The sequence below is a fragment of the Salinicola socius genome (genome assembly GCF_001937195.1).
In the GTDB taxonomy this organism is placed as follows: Bacteria; Pseudomonadota; Gammaproteobacteria; order Pseudomonadales; family Halomonadaceae; genus Salinicola; species Salinicola socius.
Genome location: NZ_MSDO01000001.1, coordinates 226,208 through 240,764 on the forward strand (window position 1 = coordinate 226,208; position 14,557 = coordinate 240,764).

Annotated in this window: 12 protein-coding genes; 9 read left to right on the forward strand and 3 right to left on the reverse strand. The window is 64.2% G+C overall.

What is annotated here, in order from left to right; translation table 11 throughout:
- Positions 1 to 71: 71 nt before the first annotated feature.
- Complete coding sequence (locus tag BTW07_RS01000) at positions 72 to 1,532, reverse strand: aminotransferase-like domain-containing protein (RefSeq protein WP_075568276.1); 1,461 nt, start codon at positions 1,530 to 1,532, stop codon at positions 72 to 74.
- A 324-nt stretch (positions 1,533 to 1,856) separates the two neighbouring features.
- Between BTW07_RS01000 and BTW07_RS01005 the strand changes: the two genes are divergently transcribed.
- The 8 genes from BTW07_RS01005 (at position 1,857) to BTW07_RS01040 (ending at position 10,191) form a co-directional block, all read left to right on the forward strand.
- Positions 1,857 to 3,260: a sodium/glutamate symporter gene (locus BTW07_RS01005; RefSeq protein WP_075568277.1), complete on the forward strand. Its 1,404-nt coding sequence runs from the start codon at positions 1,857 to 1,859 to the stop codon at positions 3,258 to 3,260.
- Positions 3,257 to 4,885, forward strand: coding sequence for an amidohydrolase (locus tag BTW07_RS01010; RefSeq protein WP_075568278.1), 1,629 nt, complete (start codon positions 3,257 to 3,259; stop codon positions 4,883 to 4,885). The genes BTW07_RS01005 and BTW07_RS01010 overlap by 4 nt, the downstream gene beginning before the upstream one ends.
- The gene (locus BTW07_RS01015; protein ID WP_075568279.1) at positions 4,878 to 5,780 is read left to right on the forward strand and encodes a CobW family GTP-binding protein; all 903 of its coding nucleotides are present in this window, start codon (positions 4,878 to 4,880) and stop codon (positions 5,778 to 5,780) included. The genes BTW07_RS01010 and BTW07_RS01015 overlap by 8 nt, the downstream gene beginning before the upstream one ends.
- A gap of 146 nt (positions 5,781 to 5,926) precedes the next feature.
- Complete coding sequence (locus BTW07_RS01020) at positions 5,927 to 6,835, forward strand: transporter substrate-binding domain-containing protein (protein ID WP_244158284.1); 909 nt, start codon at positions 5,927 to 5,929, stop codon at positions 6,833 to 6,835.
- A gap of 133 nt (positions 6,836 to 6,968) precedes the next feature.
- Positions 6,969 to 7,610: an amino acid ABC transporter permease gene (locus BTW07_RS01025; protein WP_075568280.1), complete on the forward strand. Its 642-nt coding sequence runs from the start codon at positions 6,969 to 6,971 to the stop codon at positions 7,608 to 7,610.
- 48 nt (positions 7,611 to 7,658) lie between these two features.
- The gene (locus BTW07_RS01030; protein WP_075568281.1) at positions 7,659 to 8,324 is read left to right on the forward strand and encodes an amino acid ABC transporter permease; all 666 of its coding nucleotides are present in this window, start codon (positions 7,659 to 7,661) and stop codon (positions 8,322 to 8,324) included.
- A 37-nt stretch (positions 8,325 to 8,361) separates the two neighbouring features.
- Entirely contained in the window at positions 8,362 to 9,138 is a 777-nt protein-coding gene (locus BTW07_RS01035; RefSeq protein WP_075568282.1) for an amino acid ABC transporter ATP-binding protein, read from the forward strand.
- A gap of 96 nt (positions 9,139 to 9,234) precedes the next feature.
- A complete protein-coding gene (locus BTW07_RS01040) occupies positions 9,235 to 10,191 on the forward strand; it encodes a D-2-hydroxyacid dehydrogenase family protein (RefSeq protein ID WP_341864685.1) in 957 nt (318 codons plus the stop codon).
- Between the two features lie 74 nt (positions 10,192 to 10,265).
- Here BTW07_RS01040 and BTW07_RS01045 read toward each other — a convergent pair whose 3' ends face one another.
- On the reverse strand, positions 10,266 to 10,952 hold the full coding sequence (locus BTW07_RS01045) for a glutathione binding-like protein (RefSeq protein WP_075568283.1): 687 nt from the start codon (positions 10,950 to 10,952) through the stop codon (positions 10,266 to 10,268).
- Between the two features lie 128 nt (positions 10,953 to 11,080).
- Positions 11,081 to 11,791 carry a glutathione S-transferase N-terminal domain-containing protein gene (locus BTW07_RS01050; RefSeq protein ID WP_075568284.1) on the reverse strand — a complete coding sequence of 237 codons (711 nt, stop codon included), beginning with the start codon at positions 11,789 to 11,791 and terminating at the stop codon, positions 11,081 to 11,083.
- A 248-nt stretch (positions 11,792 to 12,039) separates the two neighbouring features.
- On the opposite strand from BTW07_RS01050, the gene BTW07_RS01055 reads away from it, so the two are divergent.
- Positions 12,040 to 14,391 carry an FdhF/YdeP family oxidoreductase gene (locus BTW07_RS01055; RefSeq protein WP_075568285.1) on the forward strand — a complete coding sequence of 784 codons (2,352 nt, stop codon included), beginning with the start codon at positions 12,040 to 12,042 and terminating at the stop codon, positions 14,389 to 14,391.
- Positions 14,392 to 14,557: the final 166 nt, after the last annotated feature.

Below are 14,557 nucleotides of genomic sequence, written 5' to 3' on the forward strand. Positions count from 1 at the left end.
GGCGACCGGCGACATGCCGGTCGCCGCTGTCCGGCTGAACGCAGGCGTTTGAATGCGCACAGGATATCCGCCTAACCGAAGGCCCGAGCCAATCGGGTGATTCCCGGCGCAATGCGCTCGGCATCGATGGCCCCGAATCCCAGTCGCATGTAGTTGCGCGGTGGTGCCTGATCGAAGAAGTGCTGAAAGCCTGGCTCGATCAGCACGCCGTACTGCGCGGCCTGCCACGCCAGACGTTGGGTGTCGACCGACTGGGGGGCTTCCAGCCAGAACACGCTGGCATGGTCGCCACCGACTCGACGACAGGCGGGGAGATCCCGACCGATGGCAGCGTCCATGATCTCCCAGCGATGACGCATTTCGTCGGCGAACAGCCTGAGATAACGGTCGTAATGCCCCTGGGAGAGAAACTGCGCCAGTTGCTGCTGCAGTCCGGAAGGCGGGTGTCGATACATCAGCCGGCGCAATGCGCGAAGCTCCTCGATCAGCTCGGCATCGGCCACCACGTAGCCTAGTCGCAGTCCCGGCGACAGCGGCTTCGACAGACTGCTCATGTAGATCACGCGGGAGCCTGCCCGGCTCGCCTTCAATGCCGGCTGAGCATGACGATCGAAATTGACCTCGGCGTCGTAATCGTCTTCCAGCACGATCTGATCGCGGCGCTGGATCTGCTCGATCAAGGCTTCCCGTCGACGGCGGCTCATGGTCACCCCGGTCGGCCCCTGATGGCTCGGCGTCACGTAGAGGTAGTCGCTCCCGGCCGCTGCCGCATCCAGACAAATGCCTTCAGCGTCGATCCGCTGGTAGCTCAGCTGAGCGCCCTGGCGCAAAAAGACGTTGGCGGCTTCCCGGTAGCCGGGATTCTCCATTGCCACCCGCGTCCGCGCATCGAACAGCAGTTGGGCGATCAGAAACAGGGCATTCTGCGATCCCAGCGTGATCAGGATCTCGTCGCTGCGAGCATGAATTCCGCGCTTGGGTAGCACCCGGGTTCGCAGTTGCTCGACCAGCATGGGATCGTCCTGATCGTAGCGATCGCTCAGCCAGTGGCGTTCGCGCCGTCCGCCCAGTAACCGGCGCGACGTCTCTCGCCACTGCTCCAGCGGAAACAACCGGGTATCGAGCTGACCGTAGACGAAAGGAAATTCGTAGCTCATCCAGTTGCCGGGACGCAGGACGCCCTGCAGATGGCTGGGCCGATGGGTGAAACGACTGCCCCACACGGGTGCATCCACGATCTCGTCGCGCATCCCCCGGCCCGTTTCCAGTGCATCGGGCTCGTGGTAGGCATCGTGCAGGTAGTAACCGCTGCGCGGCCGGCTGACCAGATAACCGTCCTCCACCAGCCCCTCGTAGACCAGCGCGACCGTATTGCGCGAGATGCCGAGCTGCAGCGACAGCTTGCGACACGAGGGCAGCGCCTCCTCGGTCGGGATCGTGCCGGTGTGAATGGCATCCAGCAGCGCTTCGCGCAGCTGCTCCTGCAGGCCGCGCCGGGTATCGAAGTCGAGGTGAAAATAATGATCGAGCATGCCGAGCTCCCGCCCCGTGGCTGAGCTCTAAACGCTGCAAGATTCGCGCCAGTCGACCTGTTCGACAGGCGGCCGGGGTTCGGAACTGTCCCGAGCATGACGAGAATCTGGCCTGTAGTGCCGTGCAGCGCGAACTTTAAACTCTGTCTGAAAAATCGGCGAGCGATGGCCAGACAAGGCAAAAATTGACGAAAAAGCGGAGTTTACGAGGCGTAAATGAGCATTTTGAGTCAATTTTTAACGCCGTATGGGCGAGCGCAGGCATTTTTCAGACAGAGCGTAGTATGAGCCAACCACAACAACGTCAATCACAAGGACTACATCATGGGCAGCACCTTCCCTGGCGTCATTGCCTTCGCGCTGATCGCCGCCCTGCTGGTCGCCGGCAGTCTGCTGCGCAGTCGTCTTTCCTGGCTGCGTGCCAGCCTGATCCCCGGCAGCATCGTCGCGGGGATCATCGGCTTCGTCGGACTCTCCGCGGGGCTGATTCCCGGCTATGGCCCTTCGGATTTTACCGCGCTGGCCTTCCACTTCTTCACCCTGAGCTTCATGTCGCTGTGTCTGACCGGCAGCCCCAAACCGGCCGCGGGCGAACAGCGTCAGGGTATCGTCGGTGGCGGGCTGTGGTTGACGCTGATCTGGACCGCCAGCCTCGGCGCTCAGGCGGTGATCGGTTATGGCCTGATGGCGGGCTACGACCTGATCACCGACAGCGATCTCAGCCCGCTGCTCGGCGCCATCGTCACTCATGGATTTACCCAGGGGCCGGGCCAGGCGCTGACCTACGGCACGATCTGGGAGAACGATTACGGCATTGCCAACGCCGCGCAAGTGGGCGTGATCTTCGCCTCGCTGGGCTTCGTGGCCGCCTTCCTCGTCGGTGTACCGGCCGCACGCCATTTCCTCAAGCGAGGGCTCAACGCCAATCGCCATTCGACGCTCGATGACGACTTCGTGCGCGGCTTTCACACGCCCGAGACTCAGCCTTCGGCCGGCAGACAGGTGTCGCACGCCGGCACCGTCGACTCGCTGGCCTGGCATCTGGGCCTGCTGGGCGTGGCCTATGTCATTACCTATGCATGGCTGAGTGCGATGCAACCGCTGGTGGCAGGCAATCAAGTGCTGTCGGTGTTCTTCAGCTATAACCTGTTCTTCATCCACGGGCTGACGGTCTGCGTGCTGATGCGAATGGCGATCGACCGCTTCGGCTGGGCCGCCAAGGTCGACGACGACACGCTCAAGCGCATCACCAGCGGCTCGGTGGACTTCATGGTCGTCGCCACGCTGATGAGCATCCAGATCGCCGTGCTGTCGGCCTTGCTGGTGCCGATCCTGCTTATCGCGGTCGCGGTGACGACGGTCACCTTCTTCGGCGCGATGGCGATCGGCAAGCTCAGCGGACGACTCGGTCCCGAACGCGCCGTCACCGCCTTCGGCTGCTGCTGTGGCTCCACCGGCACCGGCCTTTTGTTGCTGCGCATGCTGGATGCCGACTTCAGCACCTCGGTACCCAAGGAGCTGGCGTTCTTCAACATCGCGATCATCGTGGTCAACATTCCCACGCTGTTCTTCGTCGCCCCGATCGCCCCCTCCCTCGGCGCCTGGAGCTACCTGGCGATCTTCGGCGGCTACGTGATACTGATGTTGATCTGCATCCCGCTGCTGCTGAAATGGCAGCGCAGCCGGGGCAACCGCACCGCCCCGATTCAGGAGCCCAATCCCTCATGAGCCATCGCATCTTCTCCGCCCGGCGCATCCTGACCATGAACCCTTCGCAGCCGGAGGCCACGCACATCGCGGTACGCGATGGCCGGGTTCTCGGCGTCGGCTCGCTGGAAACGCTGTCGGATCTGGGAGACTTCGAGCTCGAAGAGCGCTTCGCCGACAAGGTGATTCTGCCCGGCTTCGTCGAGGGCCACAGCCACGCGCTGGAAGGCGTGCTATGGGAGTATCCCTACGCCGGCTTCTTTCCCCGACAGGACCCCGACGGCCATACCTGGCCGGGGCTGACCGACATCGCTTCACTGCAGCACCATCTTGGCGAGCAGGTAGCCAAGCTCGACGCCGAGACGCCACTGATCGCCTGGGGCTTCGATCCCATCTACTTCCCGGATCGTCGCCTGGATCGCAACGACCTCGATGCCGTCGACGCCGAGCGGCCGATCGTGGTCATTCATGCCAACCTGCACATGATGACCGTCAACAGCGCCATGCTGCGCGCCTCGGGACTCGAATCGCAGGCCGACATCGAGGGCGTGGTGACCTTCGAAGACGGCCGTCCCAACGGCGAGCTGCGCGAGATGGCAGCGATGTTCGCGATCTTCGACTCGCTCGACCTCGATCTCTTCGACCGCGGCAGCGAGGAAGCGACACTCGAGCGCTACGCGCGCATCGGCCAGCGCCACGGGGTGACCACGCTGACCGACCTCTACAATCCGCTGAGCGAGGCCGGCGTCGAGAGCATGCAGCGCACCTGCAACCGGGACGACGTGCCGATGCGGCTGGCGCCGGCGATGAGCGCGCTGACCTACACGCCCGAAGACGGTATCGAGCGGGTGCTGGGCTGCCGCGACAAGAGCAGCGACAAGCTCCATTTCGGACTGGTCAAGCTGATGACCGACGGCTCCATCCAGGGCTATACCGCACGCCTCATGTGGCCGGGCTACCACGACGGCTCGCCCAACGGCATGTGGAACGCCGAGCCGGAACGCCTGACCGAGATCGTGCAGCGCTATCATCAGGCCGGGCTGCAGCTGCATATCCACACCAACGGCGACGAGGCCGTCGAGCTGATGCTGGACGCCATCGAATCGGCGCTGGAACTGTGGCCGCGGGCCGATCATCGCCACACCCTGCAGCACTGCCAGATCATCAGCCACGCCCAGTTGAAACGCGCGGCACGACTGGGGGTGTGCCTCAACATGTTCGCCAACCACCTCTACTACTGGGGCGACATCCACCGCTCGCGCACGCTGGGTTTCGAGCGCTGCCAGCGCCTCGAACCGCTGGCCTCGGCGGATCGCCTGGGCATCCCCATCGCGGCGCATTGCGATGCCCCGGTCACCCCGCTGGCGCCGCTGTTCACGGCGTGGTGCGCCGTCGCCCGTCAGACCGCCAGCGGCGAGGTGCTGGGGCCCAACGAGGCGCTGAGCGTGGAACGCGCGCTGCGCCTGATCACGCTGGACGCGGCCTACACCCTCAAGCTGGACGACCGCGTCGGCAGCCTGGAGGTGGGCAAGTTCGCCGACATGGCGGTGCTCGACGAGGACCCGCGCGAGGTGCCGCTGGCGCGGCTGGCCTCGATCGGCGTCGCCGCGACGGTCGTCGGTGGTCGCGTCTTCGACAATGGCTGAGCCCGACGCCGATCCGATCCCGGTGATACTGATTGCCGGCTATCTCGGCGCCGGCAAGACGACCTGGCTCAACGCCCATCTGCGAGACGGCGTGGCGCCGGATACGCTGGTGCTGGTCAACGACTTCGGCACCATCAATGTCGATGCCGAGCTGATCGACTACGCCGGGGAGCGCCTGCTCAAGCTCAGCAGCGGCTGCCTGTGCTGCTCGCTGAGCGACGAGCTGGGAACCCAGCTGTCGCGTATCGGCCGTTGGCCGGCGCCGCCGGCGGCGCTGATCATCGAGACCAGCGGCGTGGCCCGGCCGCGCCGGATCGCCGACCTGATCCGGGTGGCGCGCCGCTTCCGGCTGGCACGCATCGTCACCCTGGTCGATCTGGCGAGCCTGGCACAGCGGCTGATTGACAGCCGCGTCGGCGAGCTGGTGGCCGATCAGATTGCCAGCGCCGACACCCTCTCGCTCAATCGCGGCGACGATCTCGACGATGCCGAGCGCGAACGATTGATGCGTCGGCTGCATTCGCTCAATCCCCATGCCCAGGTCGCTCACGCCGGTTTCAGGACCGGACGACGGGAGCGAGCGGCACCGAAGCGACCGCTGACATTGCGCCGTACCGACGAGCGCGACCCCGACTGGCAACGCTTCGCGATCGCGCTTCCCTCCTCGCTGTCACGGCAAACGCTGGAAGCGTTGCTGACCGAGCATGCCGACGGCCTGGCGCGAGCCAAGGGGTTCCTTCAGGCCGACGGCCGGCACTACGTGTTCCAGTGGAGCGGCGGACAGGCCGAATGGACGCCCACTGCGCCACGCCCGGGGGCCAGACAGCTGGTGGGAATCGGCTTTGCCGGGGCACCCTTGGATGCGCTGATCGCGGCACTGAGGGCCCTCGCCTGATTTGCCGGCGGCAACGCCGATCTGGCCAGCCGATGTTCATCAACTGGCTCTACAGCAACCGCTCCCGGATTCTTTAGGGTGGGATCACCGGTACGCAATCGTCACGACCCATCACCGACACCAACAACAATGAGAGGGTGTACTTCATGATGCGCTTCCCGAACCGCAAATCCACCGTCAGGTTCCCACTGTCCCGTCTCGCCGCCAAGACCATGGCCGGTACGCTGATGGCACTTTCCCTGTCGACTGTGTCGCCGGCGACGTTCGCCGCCGACCTGCCGGAGATCGAAAGCCGCGGCTATCTGAGCGTGGCGACGGAGGACAACTACGCCCCGTTCAACTTCATCGAGGATGGCAACGCCAAGGGCTTCAACACCGACATGCTCGAGGAGCTGCGTAACTACGCCGACTTCGAGATCCGCCAGGACATCCTGCCCTGGACCGGCCTGCTGGCGGCCGTCTCTACCGGCCAGTACGACATGGCGCTGACCGGCGCCTCGGTCTCCGACGAGCGCCTGCGGGTGTTCAACTACACCCCGCCCTACGCCTCCGCCCAACACTTCGCGATCAAGCGCGCCGACGACGACAGCATCAACGACGTCGACGACCTCAGCGGCAAGAAAGTGGGCGTTCAGGCGGGCAGCGTGCTGCTGTCGCGGCTGCCGGAGCTGAAGAAGATGCTCGAGGACGACGGCGGCGAGCTGGGTGAGGTAGTGCAGTACGAATCCTACCCCGAAGCCTTCGCCGACCTGGCCAACGGCCGCCTCGATTTCGTCATTGACTCGGCCGTGCCGGTCAACACGCTGGTGACTTCCAAGCCGGACGTCTTTGCCAAGGGCCCGGCGGTCTCCGGCGCCGGCTACGTCTCCTGGCCGATCCCCAAGTCGAGCCCGGAACTGCTCGCCTACATGACCACATTCCTCGATCACATGAAGGAAACCGGCCGTCTGGCCGAGCTGCAGGAGAAGTGGTTCGGCGAGAGCTTCCCCGACCTGCCCGACGAGCCGTTGGAAAGCGTCGAGCAGTTCCACGAGCTGGCGGGCCTGGACGACTGATCCTGGTGGCCCGATCGTCGAGTCGCACGACACACCTCATCGCCTGACACGTCACAGCGCCTGACACGTAACATCCTTGGCGCCGCAGGTTTGCGCGGCGCCTTCCCCGTTCTCAAGTCTTCGGGAGCCGCCCATGAACGCCAGTGCCTGGCAGATGCTGCTCGAGGGCGCCTGGACGACCGTCTGGATTTCCGGCGTATCGATCGCCATGGGGGTCACGGCCGGCCTGATGCTGGCCCTGATCCGCCTCGCCCGCATTCCCGTCATCGATCAGATTCTGGTGCTGTATATCAGCCTGGCGCGTGCCACGCCGCTGGTCACGCTGGCGCTGTTCATTTTCCTCAGCGCCCCGACCTTCGGCATCAATCTCGATCGCAACGTCGCCGGCATCCTGGCGCTGACGCTCAACACCACGGCGTTCAACGCCGAAATCTGGCGCAGCGCCTTTCGCAACTTCTCCCGCGATCAGCGCGAGGCGGCCATGGCCGCCGGCATGACACCGTGGGTCACTTTCCGGCGCATCATGCTGCCGCAGATGATGATCACCAGCCTGCCCGGATTGATCAACGAGATGTCGTTTCTGATCAAGGGCAGCCCGGCGATCGCGGTGATCGGGATCGTCGACCTGACCCGGGTCACCAATCGCATCTCGGCCGTCACCTACGAACCCCTGCCACCGATTCTGGTCGCCTGCGCGCTCTACATGGCCGCGATCGGCTGCCTGGTCTGGCTGCAGCGAATCGCCGAACGTCGCGCCAATCGGCTGGCGGTGTGATGGGCCAACAACGACAGGGCGGCAGTCCCCAAACGCCGAGGAGGCGCCATGAGTAACTGGGAGATTCTGTGGAGCGCCCGTGACCAGTTCTGGAGCGGATTCTTCAGCACGATGGAGATCTTCGGCCTGTCGATCAGCGCTGCATTCCTGATCGGCTGCGGCATGCTCTATCTGCTGGAGGGAAGCCGGCCACGCCTGACCGTGCCGCTGCGGGTAGTCATCGACGGCATGCGGATGCTGCCGTTTCTGATCCTGGCCTATCTGCTCTACTACGGTCTGCCGGCGTTCGACATTCGTCTCGATGCGTGGTGGTCCGGCGTCGGGGCACTCGCGGTCTACCACGGCTGCTATTTCGCCGAGATATTCCGCGGCACCCGGCTGACCTTCCCGCCCGGCCAGGTCGAAGCCGCCAAGGCGCATGGATTCACCAAGGGCAAGATGTTCTTCCGCCTGATCCTGCCCCAGATCGTGATGCAGACCCGGCCGCTATTGGGCAACCAGCTGATCTACGCGCTCAAGGACACCGCCTTCCTGGTAATCATCACCGTGCAGGAACTCACCGCCGCCGCCAATAGCCTGTCGGGAACCTATTTCATCCCTACCGAGGCCTTCATCGTGGTCATCGGCTTCTACTGGGCGGTCAGCGTGGTCATGGAGATCATCATCAAGCAGTGTGGCCGCTTCAGCGCCAAACGGGGGTTCGACAATGTTTGAGAAGAACACGTCTGAAAGGGTCGGGGCTGAACAAACCGTGCCTGACGCAGCCCGCAGCGAGCAGGCCGCGGTCTCGATCCGCCATCTGTCGAAGAGTTTCGACGGCGTCGAGGTCCTGCGCGACGTGGATCTGGAGGTGCGCGAAGGCGACGTGGTGACGATTCTGGGCTCCTCCGGCTCCGGCAAGTCGACGCTGTTACGCTGCATCAACTGGCTGGAGCAGCCCGACCGCGGCAGCATTCATATCGGCGGCCAGCGCATCGGGGTCAACGACGCCGGCCGGCCCATGCCGGTGCGCGAGCTGGCCAGGGTTCGCGCCCGTACCGGCATGGTCTTCCAGAGCTTCAACCTGTGGCCGCATCTCAACGTGCTGCACAACGTCACCGAGGCGCCGATCCACGTACTGGGCAAATCGAAGACCCAGGCCGAGGCCCACGCTCGCGAACTGCTGGAGAAGGTCGGCATGTCGCCCAAGGCCGACGCCTACCCCAGCACCCTCTCCGGCGGCCAGAAGCAGCGCGTGGCGATCGCTCGCGCCCTGGCGATGCAGCCGGAGGTGATGCTGTTCGACGAGCCGACGTCGGCGCTCGACCCGGAGCTGGTCGGCGAGGTGCTGTCGGTGATCAGGGATCTCTCCGCCGAGGGCTACACCATGGTCATCGTCACCCACGAGATGGCCTTCTCCCGGGCGGTGTCCGACAAGGTCGTGTTCCTGGACAAGGGGCTGATCATCGAACAGGCGGACCCGGAGACGTTCTTCACCAACCCCAGTACCGAGCGGGTACGCAAGTTCCTGGAGCGCGAAGAGAGTTGAAACGAAGACCGGCCATCGAAGACGGTGAAAGCGACTCGACAGCCGATGGCGAAAGTGCCAACAATGCGCAAACGCCATCATTTCGAGGGAGCAGTCATGTCGATAACGGTCACGGTCTTGGACGACTATCAGGGATGCTGTGCCTTTCTCGATGCCGCCCACGAACTCGACGGCAGCGATGTGCGCCTGGACATCGAACATCGACATCTCGACGACCAGGCGCTGCCCGCCCGCCTGGCGGACAGCGACGCCATCATCCTGATCCGCGAACGCACCTCGTTGACCCGCGAACTGCTTGAGCAGCTGCCGAATCTCAAGCTGGTGGTCCAGACCGGGCGACTCTCCTCGGCCATCGATGTCGAGGCCTGCCAGGAACTGGATATCGCCGTACGCGACGGTGGCGGCTCGCCAATCGCGCCGGCGGAGCTCACCTGGCTGCTGATCATGGCGGGCTGTCGGCGTCTGGGCGGCTATCTCGCCCGACAGGCCGAGGGTGACTGGCAGCGCACCAACCAGCTCCTGGAGGCGGAGTCGCTGGGCCACGCCGTCCACGGGCGTACGCTGGGCATCTGGGGTCTGGGCAAGATCGGCAATCTGGTTGCCGGTTACGCCCAGGCCTTCGGCATGAACGTCGTCGCACACGGTCGGGAAAGCAGCGCCGGACGTGCCTTCGAAATGGGCATCGAATTCGAGCCCGATCGTCACGCCTTCCTTGCCCGCTGCGACGTGATCAGCCTGCATCTCAAGCTCAATGGCGATACCCGAGGCATGATCACGCCGGCGGACCTTGCCGCGATGCGCGCCGATGCGCTCTTGGTCAACACCAGCCGTGCCGAGCTGATCCGCGCCGGTGCGCTGCTCGACGCCCTCGATGCCGGGCGTCCCGGGGCGGCCGCGCTGGACGTATTCGAGAACGAGCCCGCCGGTGCCAACGCTTACCAGGCCCATCCCCGGGTGCTGGCGACCCCGCATATCGGCTTCGTCGAGAAGGACACCTACGAGCTCTATTTCTCGACCGCGTTTCGCCAGGTCCGGGAGTTCTTTGCCGGCTAGAGCGCAAAACGACAACCCCGGCCGAGGCCGGGGTTGTCGTGGATATCGCCAAGTCTGGCGTCGTGGCGCAGGCGCTACTGCCCGAACAGGTGCTTGCGCGCCTCGTCGGTCATTTCCACGTTGTTCTGCGGATTGATCTCTTCCGCCCTGGCGTAGGCGACCCTGACCGCCTCGCGCTGGCCGATCTGCTCGAACCAGCGCTGCAGGCTGGGATAGTCTTCCAGGTCCATGCCCTGCTTCTCGTAGGGCTTGATCCACGGCCAGATCGCCATATCGGCAATGGAGTAATCATCGCCGGCGACGAAATCGTTATCGTCGAGCTGCTTGTCCAGCACGCGGTAAAGCCGCGAGGTCTCGTTCATGTAGCGTTCGACGGCGTAATCGATCTTCTTCGGCGCGTAGTTGCGAAAGTGATGGTTCTGGCCCGCCATCGGCCCCAACCCGCCCATCTGCCAGTTGAGCCACTGCAGCACGCGATAGCGCTGGCGCCCGCTCTTGGGCAGGAACTTGCCACTCTTGTCGGCCAGATATTCGAGGATCGCGCCGGATTCGAACAGCGACAGCGGCTGACCGCCATCGGCCGGCGCACGATCAACGATCGCGGGAATACGGTTGTTGGGGGCGATCTCGAGAAACTCAGGCGTGAACTGCTCGCCCTTGCCGATATTGACCGGATGAATACGATAATCGAGACCCGCTTCCTCGAGAAAAAGCGTGATCTTGTGACCGTTGGGGGTCGTCCAGTAGTAGAGATCGATCATCACAGGCTCCTGTCGTGACGCCCGGCGGTAAGCCGGATGCTGTCAGGATAGGCTTTGCGCGAGGCGGCGTCTTCCGACATCGCCCCGCGCCGTTCAAAAGCGCCTGCTCGATCGGCTAAAGCTCGCGATCAGTTGGCATAGCCGCCGTCGATATCGACGATCCGTGTGGCATTGCGGCCGACGCCGCCATGCAGATCCAGCATTCGCTGGAACCAGGCGTAGACCGGGTCGGCGTTGGAGATCAGATCGGCCGCGGAGGTGACCCGCGCCCACATGAACGCGCCCACCACCAGATAGTCCGATGCGCCCGCTTCGTCGCCTTCCAGAAACGGCGATTCTTCCAGTCGACCGCGCATCGGCTCCAGTGCCTTGTCGAGCATCGATAGCCCCTGGCTCGGCGAGTGCATCTCCTCCAGCGTGCGGCCGAACGCCTTTTCGCGCGTGGTACGGAAATAGTCACGGTCGTCGGGATGCACGGCGTTGAATACGTCCATCAGGATGGTGCGCATGACGCCCGGCGCCAGCGAACGCTCAGCGTAGAACTTGAAGAATCTTGCCCGAGCCTCGGCCGTCTCGCCTCCCAGCAGCGGCTTGTCCGGATAGACGCGATCGAGATAGCGGAAGATTTCGTAGCTGTCGACGACCGTCTGGTCACCATCGACGAATACCGGCACCTTCGTCTGATCGGAGAAGGCGATCGCCTCCTTGTCGGTGAACTTCCACGGCACGAATTCGCAATCGAGCCCTTTATGCGCCAGCGCATACTTGACCCGCCAGCAGTAGGGAGAGAATCGCAGACGCTCGTCGCGCCCACACAGATCGAACATCTTACGGCCCATGTCACACTCCTCGTCAGATACGGCTGTCACGCTGCAGTGGTCGCAGCATGTCCAAGGGAGCGTGAGTCGTCAAACCCTGAACGCGCACGCTGACGATTCACATCGCGTCGGCGAAAATCGGAAATCGTTGCCATACTGTTACGGATAGCAGTCATACCGTGAGCCTGCGAGCCACCTTTTCGGGCAGGACTTTTCAGACAGGATCGCGGCGGGTTTACCACCTCGGATCGGTCACGAAGGAGTAGATCATGGTACGCCGACTCAAGGATGACGAGTTGCATGGCAAGCAGGGCAAACACGATGCGCCGGGCGGCGGCTGGCAGTCGATTAAGGCCACCGAGTCGCATTTCCTGCGCGAGAAGGTGCCGTTCAAGGGCAACGGCCTGATGTTCAAGATCAATCACCCGAACGGCGGGTTCGAGTGTCCGAGCTGTGCCTGGCCCAATCCGGAAAAGCCTGGCCCGGCAGAGTTCTGCGAAAACGGCGCCAAGGCGGTCGCCTGGGAGGCAACGGCCGCGCGGACCACGCCGGAATTCTTCGCCAGGCACACCGTCTCCGAGCTGCACGGCTGGTCGGATCACGCCCTCGAGAAGCAAGGGCGGCTGACGCACCCGATGCGCTACAACCCGGCGACCGACAAGTACGATCCGATCGACTGGGAGACTGCCTTCCGCGAGATCGGCGAGCGCGTCGCCGCCTTCGACCCGAAGCGAGTCGAGCTCTACACCTCGGGGCGCACCTCCAACGAGGCGGCATTCCTGTGGCAGCTCTACGGTCGCATGCTCGGCACGCACAATTTTCCCGACTGCTCCAACATGTGCCACGAGACCACCACCGTGGCCCTGCCCCAAAGTATCGGCGTGGGCAAGGCAACCACGGTGCTGGAGGATTTCGAACATACCGATTGCGTCTTCCTGTTCGGCCAGAACGCCGGCACCAACAGCCCGCGGATGATGGGGCTGCTGCACGAGGCGCGCCTGCGCGGCGCCGAGGTGATCACCTTCAACCCGCTGCGCGAACGGGCGCTGGTCAAGTTCGCCAATCCGCAGACGCCCAGGGACATGCTCACCAACCACGGCGTGCCGATCAGCTCGCAATATCACCAGGTCCGCATCGGCGGCGATATCGCCGCGATTCAGGGCATCTGCAAGCACATTCTCGATGTCGACGACGAGGCTCGTGCCAGCGGCGCCAAGGGTGTCATCGACCACGATTTCATTGCGATGCACACCGATGGCTTCAGCGCGTTCGCGGATCACTGCCGCAACCTGAGCTGGGCGCGTATCGAGCGCCACAGCGGGCTCGAACGTGCGGCGATAGAGGAAGCCGCCCGGGCCTGGATGCGATCCGAGCGCGTGATCTGCTGCTGGGGCATGGGTATCACCCAGCACATCCGCGGCGGCGACAACGTCCATCAGATTCTCAACCTGCTGCTGATGGGCGGTCATATCGGCCGGCGCGGCGCCGGCGCCTGCCCGGTTCGTGGCCACTCCAACGTCCAGGGCGATCGCACCGTGGGGATCTTTCACAAGTCCGGCGAGGCGTTCCTGGCGAAGATGGACGAGGTGTTCGGGATCGAATGTCTGCGCGAGCACGGTCACGACGTGTCGCTCTGCTGCGAGGCGATCCTGCGTGACGAGGTCGATGCGTTTCTCGGCATGGGCGGCAACTTCTTCCGCGCCATCGCAGACCAGGCCCGTGTCGCCGCCCACGTGGGCGACATCCCGCTCACCGTCCAGATTGCCACCAAGCTCAATCGCAGCCATCTGATACACGGCAAGGCGGCCTACCTGCTGCCGGCGCTGGCGCGCACCGAGAAGGACATCCAGGCCGGCGTCGAGCAGACCATTACCATCGAAGACGGCATGTGCAACGTTCAGGGCTCCAAGGGTGCCCTGGAGCCGGCGTCGGAGCATCTGCGCTCCGAGATCGCCATCGTTGCCGGCCTCGGCAAGGCGACGTTCGCCCCCAACCCGAAGGTCGACTGGGAGTGGCTCGCCGAGGATTACGCCCGCATCCGCGACAGGATCGAAGCGACGCAGCCGGATACCTTCTACGACTTCAATCAGCGCCTGGGGGAGAAAGGCGTCTTCCATCTCGATATCGCCGCCCGCGACCGGATCTGGAAGACCGACTCCGGCAAGGCCCACTTCCTGTTCCCCGACGACCATCTCACCGAAGATGCCTCCGAACCGGGCGACGCCCACTTCCAGCTGCTGTCGATCCGCGGGCACGATCAGTTCAATACCACGGTCTACTCCCTGGATGACCGTTATCGGGATATCTACGGCACCCGCATGGTACTGATGATGAATCCTGCCGACATCGAGAAGCACGGTTTCCAAGCCGGCAACCGGGTCACGTTGAGGGCGGTGAGCGACGATGGTATCGAACGTCGCGTGTCGGGCTTCAAGATCATCGCCTACGACCTGCCGGAGAACTGTCTCGGCGCCTACTACCCGGAGGTCAACGATCTGATTCCGCTGGCCAATCGGGATCGGCAGAGCAACACCATCGCCGGCAAGTCGATCCCCGTGACCCTCGAGCTGATGTCCACCGAGCAGGTCGAAGCCGAGACGGGTGTGCTCGCCACCGGCTGACGGTTCTGTCGCCGGGCCATTTCACCGCAACCCGTGGCCGGGCCCTCTCTTGCCTCGACACCGTCGCCGCCTCGCCGTTCCGGTGAGGCGGCGATGTCCATTAGTCGCAGCGCCACCGCCAACCGCCCCCGTTTCCACCCCCGCCAATAGGCTCCTAACTCTTTTC

Excerpts from the sequence above, each read along its gene's own strand:
- BTW07_RS01000 (WP_075568276.1), bottom strand. The coding sequence starts at position 1,532 with ATGCTCGATCATTATTTTCACCTCGACTTCGATACCCGGCGCGGCCTG.
- BTW07_RS01005 (WP_075568277.1), top strand. The coding sequence starts at position 1,857 with ATGGGCAGCACCTTCCCTGGCGTCATTGCCTTCGCGCTGATCGCCGCC.
- BTW07_RS01010 (WP_075568278.1), top strand. The coding sequence starts at position 3,257 with ATGAGCCATCGCATCTTCTCCGCCCGGCGCATCCTGACCATGAACCCT.
- BTW07_RS01015 (WP_075568279.1), top strand. The coding sequence starts at position 4,878 with ATGGCTGAGCCCGACGCCGATCCGATCCCGGTGATACTGATTGCCGGC.
- BTW07_RS01020 (WP_244158284.1), top strand. The coding sequence starts at position 5,927 with ATGATGCGCTTCCCGAACCGCAAATCCACCGTCAGGTTCCCACTGTCC.
- BTW07_RS01025 (WP_075568280.1), top strand. The coding sequence starts at position 6,969 with ATGAACGCCAGTGCCTGGCAGATGCTGCTCGAGGGCGCCTGGACGACC.
- BTW07_RS01030 (WP_075568281.1), top strand. The coding sequence starts at position 7,659 with ATGAGTAACTGGGAGATTCTGTGGAGCGCCCGTGACCAGTTCTGGAGC.
- BTW07_RS01040 (WP_341864685.1), top strand. The coding sequence starts at position 9,235 with ATGTCGATAACGGTCACGGTCTTGGACGACTATCAGGGATGCTGTGCC.
- BTW07_RS01045 (WP_075568283.1), bottom strand. The coding sequence starts at position 10,952 with ATGATCGATCTCTACTACTGGACGACCCCCAACGGTCACAAGATCACG.
- BTW07_RS01050 (WP_075568284.1), bottom strand. The coding sequence starts at position 11,791 with ATGGGCCGTAAGATGTTCGATCTGTGTGGGCGCGACGAGCGTCTGCGA.
- BTW07_RS01055 (WP_075568285.1), top strand. The coding sequence starts at position 12,040 with ATGGTACGCCGACTCAAGGATGACGAGTTGCATGGCAAGCAGGGCAAA.